6 protein-coding genes are annotated in these 8417 nt (G+C 60.2%); 1 reads left to right on the forward strand and 5 read right to left on the reverse strand.

Going from position 1 to position 8417, the window contains the following annotated elements:
• Positions 1-125: 125 nt before the first annotated feature.
• Positions 126-2480, reverse strand: coding sequence for a membrane-bound PQQ-dependent dehydrogenase, glucose/quinate/shikimate family (locus MHZ97_RS10575; protein ID WP_239314439.1), 2355 nt, complete (start codon positions 2478-2480; stop codon positions 126-128).
• Between the two features lie 483 nt (positions 2481-2963).
• On the opposite strand from MHZ97_RS10575, the gene MHZ97_RS10580 reads away from it, so the two are divergent.
• Positions 2964-4283 (forward strand): MFS transporter, encoded by a 1320-nt coding sequence (locus MHZ97_RS10580; protein ID WP_239314438.1) that lies wholly within the window; start codon positions 2964-2966, stop codon positions 4281-4283.
• 160 nt (positions 4284-4443) lie between these two features.
• Here the strand turns inward: MHZ97_RS10580 and MHZ97_RS10585 are convergent, their stop codons facing one another.
• From MHZ97_RS10585 to MHZ97_RS10600, 4 genes are all read right to left on the reverse strand, one after another.
• Positions 4444-5073, reverse strand: a complete 630-nt coding sequence (locus MHZ97_RS10585) for a DapH/DapD/GlmU-related protein (RefSeq protein WP_239314437.1) — start codon at positions 5071-5073, stop codon at positions 4444-4446.
• A 658-nt stretch (positions 5074-5731) separates the two neighbouring features.
• Positions 5732-7024 carry a sorbosone dehydrogenase family protein gene (locus tag MHZ97_RS10590; protein ID WP_239314436.1) on the reverse strand — a complete coding sequence of 431 codons (1293 nt, stop codon included), beginning with the start codon at positions 7022-7024 and terminating at the stop codon, positions 5732-5734.
• Positions 7025-7036: 12 nt separating this feature from the next.
• A complete protein-coding gene (locus MHZ97_RS10595; protein ID WP_239314435.1) occupies positions 7037-7444 on the reverse strand; it encodes a DUF2231 domain-containing protein in 408 nt (135 codons plus the stop codon).
• A 127-nt stretch (positions 7445-7571) separates the two neighbouring features.
• On the reverse strand, positions 7572-8417 hold an 846-nt coding region (locus tag MHZ97_RS10600), incomplete at its 5' end, for an ABC transporter substrate-binding protein (RefSeq protein WP_239323732.1).

Consider the following 8417-nt stretch of genomic DNA (forward strand, 5'->3'; position numbering starts at 1 on the left):
CCGCGGGAGCGCTACCTCTTTAAGCCAGCGCGCTCGAAATCCAGACTCAGCCGTTATGCACGACAAAAAAAAGCGCCCGATCGGGCGCTTTTTTCTTTCTTTTTGCGCGAGGCGCATGGCTGGCGTTATTTCAGACGGAACGCCACCACGGTGTCGCCGCCTTTGGTGCCGAGCGACCCGTGGCCACCAGCGGCAATCACCACATACTGCTTGCCATCTTTCCCCATAAAGGTCGACGGCGTGGCCTGCGCGCCCGCACTCAGCTCGGTCTGCCACAGCAGCGCGCCAGTGGTGCTGTCATAGGCGCGGAAGAAATTATCCGCCGTCGCACCGTGGAACACCACATCGCCCGCCGTTACCAGCGGCCCGCCGTGCGCCACCATCCCCATCGGAAAGCCAATCGGGAAGCGGCCCGGCAGGAACGCCGTGTTGAGGTTTTTGGTGGTACCGACGCGGCGCAGCCATTCGGTCTTGCCGGTTTTCAGATCGACGCCCACCATACGACCCCACGGCGGCGCAATACAGGGTATGCCCAGCTCTGACGAGAACTGCTGAATATGGATAGCGTAATCGCCGTGGAAGTTTTCATTCCAGTAAGGCGAACCATCCTTAGTAAACAGACGCTCGGTGGCGGTGTCCGGCGTACGCTTGATCAGGTTGTACTTATAGGCCAGACGCACCGGGGCGGCGATCAGCAGCTGACGCTCAGGATCAACCGCTACCGAGCCCCAGTTAAACACGCCGAAATTGCCCGGGAAAATAAGCGAGCCCTTCTCGGTCGCCGGCGTCCACGGATTGCCGTCATAGCGCAGCTCGCGGAAGCCGATACGGCAGCTCATCTGGTCGAACGGCGAAATACCCCACATCGCCTTTTCCGTCAGCGGCTGCGGAATAAAGTTCAGGCTGGAGACCGGCTGCGTGGCAGCGAACTTCTCGCCCGGGACGCCCCCTTCGGTCGACACCTTCACCTGATTAACCGGATAGATCGGCTGGCCGGTCAGACGGTTGAGCACAAACAGGTTGCCGGTTTTGGTCGGCAGGATCACCGCCGGCTGCGGGCTGCCCTGATAGTCGATATCCACCAGCGACGGCTGAGACGGGTTGTCGCGGTCCCAGAGGTCGTGGCTGGCGCTCTGATAACGCCATTTAAAGGCGCCGGTTTTCAGATCCAGCGCCACCAGCGCATCGCGGAATTTCTCCGTGTTGCTGTTGGGATCGCGCTCGATGCCGACTTCATCCGGCGAAGCGTTGCCAAACGGCACGTAGACCAGGCCGTTTTTCAGGTCGGCGCTCAGCGTCGCCCAGGCAACCGGAGTGTCCTGCGGATAGGTTGCATCCGCCGCAATCGGCTGGGTCGCTTCTGGCTGAGACGGATCGAAGTTCCACACCAGACGGCCGGTGACGGCGTCCCAGGCGCGGATGACACCGGACGGGTTGCCGCGGTTAAAGCCGTTGTCCATCACCGAGCCGCCCACAATCACCAGATTGCCCGCCACCAGCGGCGCGGAGGTTTGCATCAGCGCATGCGGACGCACCTCGCCCATATTGACATGCAGGTCGACCACGCCGTTCTGACCGAAATCGGCGCACGGCTTGCCGCTGTCGGCGTCCAGCGCCACCAGCTTCGCATCGGTGGTCGCGTTATAAATACGTTTACGGCAGAGCGCAGGCTGCGAGCCGCTGTCTGCCCCCGCCGCGCTGCTGGCGTCGTAGAAAGCAACGCCGCGACAGGTCTGGTGCTGCTGCATATAGGAGCGATCCTGCGGCGGCGCATATTTCCACTTCACCGCGCCGGTTTCTGGATCGAGCGCGTGCACCTCATTATGCGGCGTACAGAAGTAGAGCATGCCGTTCACCTTCAGCGGCGTCGCCTCAAAGGTATACTCGGTCGCGTCATCGCTCTGGCGCAGGTCGCCGGTGTGGTAGGTCCAGGCTACCTCAAGATCTTTTACGTTCTCTTTGGTGATCTGATTTAGCGAGGAGAAGCGCAGCGCATTGGTGGAGCCGCCGTAGGCTGTCCAGTCATTGCCGGCGCCGGTGGAGGCGGACGGCGTGCGCGCAGTAGTAATGGTGCCCTGCTGCGGCAGCGGATCGTAAAAGCAGAGGCCGATCACCAGCGCGATCATCACCACCACCGTAGAACCGAGGAAAGGATGGAATTTGCGCTGGGTCAGCGGACGCACCACCCAGGGAAGCGCCAGCCAGACGCCAAGCAGGCCGAACAGGTCGCCGCGCGGGATCCACTGCCACTTGTCAAAGCCGACTTCCCAGATAGTCCAGAACAGCGTGATCCACATCAGCAGCGCGTAAAGCGAGAGCGCGCTGCGTTTATTCAGGAACAGCAGCAGTGCGGTAAGCAGCAAGCCTGCGGCCATCAGCGCATAAAAGGCGCTGCCCCCCAGCAGCAAAAGCTTCCCGCCCATATACAGCATCGCAACGGCGACAATCGCCATCACGATACTGGTTAGCTTGTTAATCATGATCCTTCTCTTCCTCATTCCAGCGACGAAATAAAATAAATAAACATAACTTCAACGTTATTTTAACTTAGGTAAATTTTTCGTAAAAACACAATATCTTGCGAGCCTTTAGCGAGACTAACGAATTAGCGACAGCAAAAAACGCGACAGGCTTGCTGTGCAGAGATGCGACGCCAGAAGCTGCCCGTAATGGTCCGATACGGCTAATAAGTTACCGCGTTTTACCGCATCTTTTGTTCAAGCTGATGACAAATAAGACACACAAAATTAACACAATAGTCCGCGATGCCCTTTTCGTCCCCGATCGCCACCGCCTGCATCGCTTTACTGCACCTTAATGATGCGCAGGCGAACCATTAGTCTGTTAATTTGATGCCTGTATCGCCTTCCCGGGGTGCCAGACGCCCGGCCAGCGCGGCAAACGCCATTCCGGCACCGTTCTTGCTTCTGCCTTGCTGACCCTATTCAGGCAGGAGAAGCTCTATGCAGCCAAGTCGCTATCGTTACGTTATCTTTTCTCTGTTGTTCTTCGTGGCATTGATTAACTACATCGACCGCGGCGCACTGTCGTTTGCCGCTAACGCCATCTCGCAGGAGTATCAGTTCAGTAAAGTGCAGCTGGGCGCGGTGCTGGGCTATTTCGGTTTCGGCTATCTGTTCGGTTCGCTGTGCGGCGGCTTCCTCGCGGATCGGCTCGGCACCCGCAAGGTGTGGCTGATAGCGGGCGTGCTCTGGTCGCTTCTGGAGATTGCCACCGCCTGGGCCGGCGATTTAGGCATGGTGCTGTTCGGCGGCTCGGCGATTATGGGCTTCGCCGCCCTGCGCATTCTGTTCGGCTTCTCCGAGGGGCCGGCCTACGCGCTGATGAACAAAGCGATCGCCCACTGGGCGCCAGATAACGAGCGCGGCTTCGCGCTGAGCATCGGCCTGCTCTCCACGCAGGTAGGATCGCTGCTGACCGCGCCGATTGCGGTCGGTCTGCTGCTGCTGACCCACGACTGGCGCATGATGTTTATTCTGCTGGGCGTCTTCTCGCTGCTGGCGATGCTGCTGTTTGCGCGTACCTTCAGTGACACCCCGGCGCAGCACCCGGCGGCGAACGCGGCGGAACGGGCGCTGATCCGCGACGGACAGCATCAGGAGGCGCACGGCGATACGCCGCTGCCCTGGTGGCGCTTCTTCACCAGCCGCACGCTGGTGTGCAATGCGCTGGGCTACTTCTCCTTTCTCTATATCACCTTTACCCTGGTGACCTGGCTGCCGAAATATCTGCAGGACAGCTTCCATTACGATCTCCATTCCCTCTGGTATGTGGCGATGATCCCCTGGAGCGGCGCCTGCCTGACGGTGCTGCTCGGCGGCCGACTCGCCGATCGCCTGCTGGCGCGCTTCAGTAATCTGCGCGTAGCGCGTAATCTGTTTGCCGCCGTGACGCTGCTGGGCACCGCCTGCTGTTTTATGGCCATTCCCTGGGCCGGATCGGCGGCGGCGATTATTGCGCTGATGACGCTGGGCAACGCGCTCAACGCCATGGTGAATAACGTTTACTGGTCGGTGGTGATCGACGTGACGCCAAAAGCCTCTGTCGGCGCCTTTAGCGGCATGACGCTGGCCATCGCCAACCTCGCTGCCATTGTCTCGCCAATGCTGTGCGGCTGGCTGGCAGAGTATTACGGCTACAATGCGATGTTTACCGTCACCGCCCTGATTGCGCTGGGCAGCATGCTGGCGATGACGCTGCTGCAGCCAGAGAAGCGTCTTCAGCCGCAGCCTGCGGCGGCCGTGGCGCAGCAGGCGCTGTAACCGTCGGGGGCGCACGACAGGCCGTAACGCGCCCCTCCCTTGCCTGTACGCGCTGCGCAGTTCCCTCACCGCCTCGCGCGGCGGATCGAAGCCGTTTGCGGTACAGGTAACCGTTCCCTCCGCCGGGTACGCCGCAGAGCCTCAACCTGCGGCGCTGCCCTCAGCCGTGGCGTGCACAGAAGCGCGCAATGTCACCCGACTGGAAATCAGCCAGGTTCGCCATCAGCTTTTCCAGCGGCCACTCCCACCAGGCGATCTGCTGCAGCCGTGCCGCAATCGCGGGCGTAAAGCGCATGCGGATCGGTTTCGCTGGCACGCCGCCCACGATACTGTAGGGGGCGACATCTTTGGTCACCACCGCGCCCGCCGCCAGCACCGCGCCGTCACCTACCGTGACGCCCGGTAGCACAATCACGCCGTGACCGATCCAGACGTCGTTGCCGATAATGACGCGTGCGGCGCGGCGGCTGGCGAAAAAGCCGCTGTCGCGCGTCGCGCGGGCGTCGTAGTACTCAGGACAGTAGGTAAAGCGATGCTGTGAGGCGCGATCCATGGGATGGTTTGGCGCGCCGAGGCGCACCTGGTTGGCGATAGCGGTAAAGCGGCCAATCTGCGCGTCCGCCACGCTGCAGTATTCGCCGAGATAGGAGAAGTCACCCAGCGTGCTGTATTCGAGACAGCTGTGCGCCAGGATTTCGCACTGCTGCCCGACGGTAGCGTCGCGCAGGCGTACGCTGTCGTGGATAAAGGTCTGCTGCAGTCGGGCGGAAGAGAGAGCGTGCAAAGACATAGTGGCCTCGTCTGGTCGGATGTCTGGATAAGCGGCGCGCGCGGCGCGGCGGAAACAGCGCTGACGGTAACGGGCGAAGATGACAGGCAGAAGACAGCGAGGTTGCGGCCGGGCAAGACGAGGACGGGACAAGGCGACGAAAAAGGCGGAGTGGTCAGCTCCGCCTTTATTCAAGTTCCGGCTAGTGATCCTGGCCGGTCAGTTGCAAAAGGGCAACGATGATCTGCAAGATGATCCGGATAAGATCCAGGATCAATCTAATCAGTTCCATCACTTTCCTTCTCCTTTAACAGGAGCGCGCTGTTCGGCTACCGAGGCTTTGACTCTACCCGCCGGGCGCCTAAGCACATCTTGTGGAGAGCGCTGAGCGGCACTCGTTGCTAAAGCCACAGGCCAGCACCACCTGATGCCTGCCGGGATTTTCAAAACCGTGCCCCTGGGAGCGGCCAGTCAGCAAGTCGGCTCAGCTACGCGCTCAACACCTGTATAACCATACAGTATTTTGGCGAAACTTGAAATATTTCTCCGCGCTATTTAGAATCGCAGGTGTGGAGAGTGCTGAGCACCTCGTTCGCGGCGCGGTCACCAGCCGTTAAGCGAACAAAAAAAGAAAGGATTTGGCCGTGACGCCAAATCCTTTTTTTATGCCCGCAGAAAGCTACTTCGCGCTGACGCGCCACACCGTGTTGCCGGCGTCATCCGCAATCAGCAGTCCGCCCTGACTATCGGCAGCCAGACCGACCGGCAAGCCTCGCACCTGCTTCTGATCGTCGGTCAGAAAGCCCGTCACCACCGGCTGCGGCAATCCGACCGGCTTACCGTTTTCAAATTTCACCCACACCACCTGATAGCCGTTAAGCGGCGTGCGGTTCCAGCTGCCGTGTTCGCTGACGAAGGCGCCGCCGCGATACTGCGGCATATTGTCCGCCTGGTAGAAGAGCAGCCCCAGCGGCGCAACGTGCGAGCTGAGCGCATAGTCTGGCTTAATCGCCTTCTCTACCAGGTCGGGACGCTGCGGCTGGGCGCGCGTATCCACATGCTGACCGAAATAGCTGTAGGGCCAGCCGTAGAATCCATTCTCCTGCACCGACGTCATATAGTCCGGCACCAGATCGGAGCCGATCTCGTCACGCTCGTTAACGATGGCCCACAGACGGTTGCTCTGCGGCTCCCACTGAAGGCCGGTCGGATTGCGCAGCCCGCTGGCGTAAACGCGCGCCGCGCCGCTGGCGGCGTCCACTTCCAGCACCGCCGCACGATGATATTCCGCGCCGATGCCGTTCTCGGTGATATTGCTGTTGGAGCCGATGCCAACATAGAGCTTGCTGCCGTCCGGGCTGGCGACCAGCGCTTTGGTCCAGTGATGGTTAATCGGCCCGCCCGGCAGATCGGTCACCCGCTGAGGCGGCGTGCGGATCTCCGTTTGCCCCTCCTGATAGGGGAACTTCACCAGGCTGTCGGCGTTGGCGACATAGAGCGTATTGCCGATCAGCTGCATACCAAAGGGGGAAAAGAGGTTGTCGATAAAGGTGTGCTGCTCCCATTTACCGTTGACGTTGCGCAGCAGCGTGATGCGGTTGCCGCCCTCGCCGCCTTTTCCTGACGCCTTCTGCACAATGCCCATAATCAGCTGCTTGGGTCGCGTGGTGGGTTTGGCCGGGCCGTTCGATTCCGCCACCAGCACATCGCCGTTAGGCAGCGTCAGCACCTGACGCGGATGCCTGAGGTTTTCCGCGATTTTTTCAATTTTCAGCCCCTGCGCCACCTTCGGCATCTCGCCCTGCTTCCACGGCACCCCTTCCGGCACCTGCATCGGCGGCATAAAGAAGTTTTTCGCTTCAGGCAGTTCCGGGTTCGGTCCGATCTGCTTTTGCGGATCGAGCTGGGCGCCGCTGTCGCAGCCTGCCAGCAGCGCGGTCAGCGCCACGGCGATAAGCGTTTGCTTTTTCATCGGTGCCTCTCCTTAAGCGATGCGCTGACGCAGCGCGAGTTGAACATTGGCGATCAGCATCAGCACCACCACACAGGTGGACAGCGTTACGCCGGACGGCACGACAGCGTAGGCGTCGCGGCTGTGAACGAAGGCGTTGACGATGGCCAGCACAATCGCCAGCAGCGTCAGCCAGAAATGGACCTTCTCCGCGCGGCTGCTGCCGCGGAACAGATCAATCAGGGCGATAAGACGCGGAATAATGGCGATAACCAGCCCGATGGCGATTAGCCAGCTGGCGGCGTGCGTCCACTCCACGACATAACTGTTAAGGTAAATAATGTCGAAGATCCATGCCGCTACAAAAAAGCCGAGCGGCACAGGTTCCAACAGCGTGTAAAGCGCCACGGCAAAAGCCGATCGTCCCGAGTGTCTGGTCATTCTCATCTCCATATCATTGAGCGTTACAGCACATAAAACGCGCTGCGCCTGTAAAATATTAGTAAATATGAAGAAAAGTGACGGAAAGATTCAGGATGTGATGCGGCGTCCCTGCCGCAAAACCGCGTCAGCCCTTGTCAGCGGGCAGCGTGACCCAGTAGCCGGGCTGGTAAGGCAGGGGTAAAAATTTCTCATGGAATTCGCGGAAGGTGGCATCCGGATCGAGATCGGCAAAGAGATCGGGATGCAGCCATTTCGCCAGCACCTGGATGGCGACAAACTGATAAGGACTGTCGTAGAACTGATGCCAGATGGCGTGCGCGTGGCCGTTGTGCGCCACCGGCAGGGTTTTAAAGGCGTCGCGCATCATCAGCACGTGCAGGCGCTTTTCCGCCTCTTTCGTGTCGGCGCCCGGTCCGACCCCGACCCATTTGCCGACGGTGTTGTAGTTCTTCCAGTTCGCGCCGGTCACCACCACCACGTCGGGACGGCTGGCGATAATCTGTTCCGGATTCAGGGTGCCGAAGGTGCCGGGAATAAGATCTTTCGCGATATTGTTGCCGCCCGCGATCTCCACCATCTGCCCGAAGTTTTCATTGCCGAACGACATGCAGCACTCGTCGGTATAGCCGCCTGCGCGGTCGATCATCACTTTCGGGCGCGGGCCGTGAAAATCTTTCAGCCGCGCGGTGACGCGCTCAATCTGCTGGCGGCGGAAGTCGATAATCGCCTGCGCGCGCGCCGGCTTATTCAGCAGCTCGCCCATAATGCGAATGCTTTTTTCCGCGTTGACCATCGGCGCTTCGCGGAAATCGATAAACACCACCGGAATGCCAACCGCCTGCAGCTTCTCAATCAGTTTGCCTTCGTCGGTCGCCGCTTTCGACTCCAGATTCATCAGCACCAGATCGGGCTTAAGCGTCAGCGCCTGCTCAATATTGAAGGTGCCGTCTTTAGCACCGCCGAAGGTCGG

Origin of the sequence: Pantoea sp. ACRSC, from assembly GCF_022346785.1 — a bacterium.
Lineage (GTDB): Bacteria > Pseudomonadota > Gammaproteobacteria > Enterobacterales > Enterobacteriaceae > Pantoea > Pantoea alvi.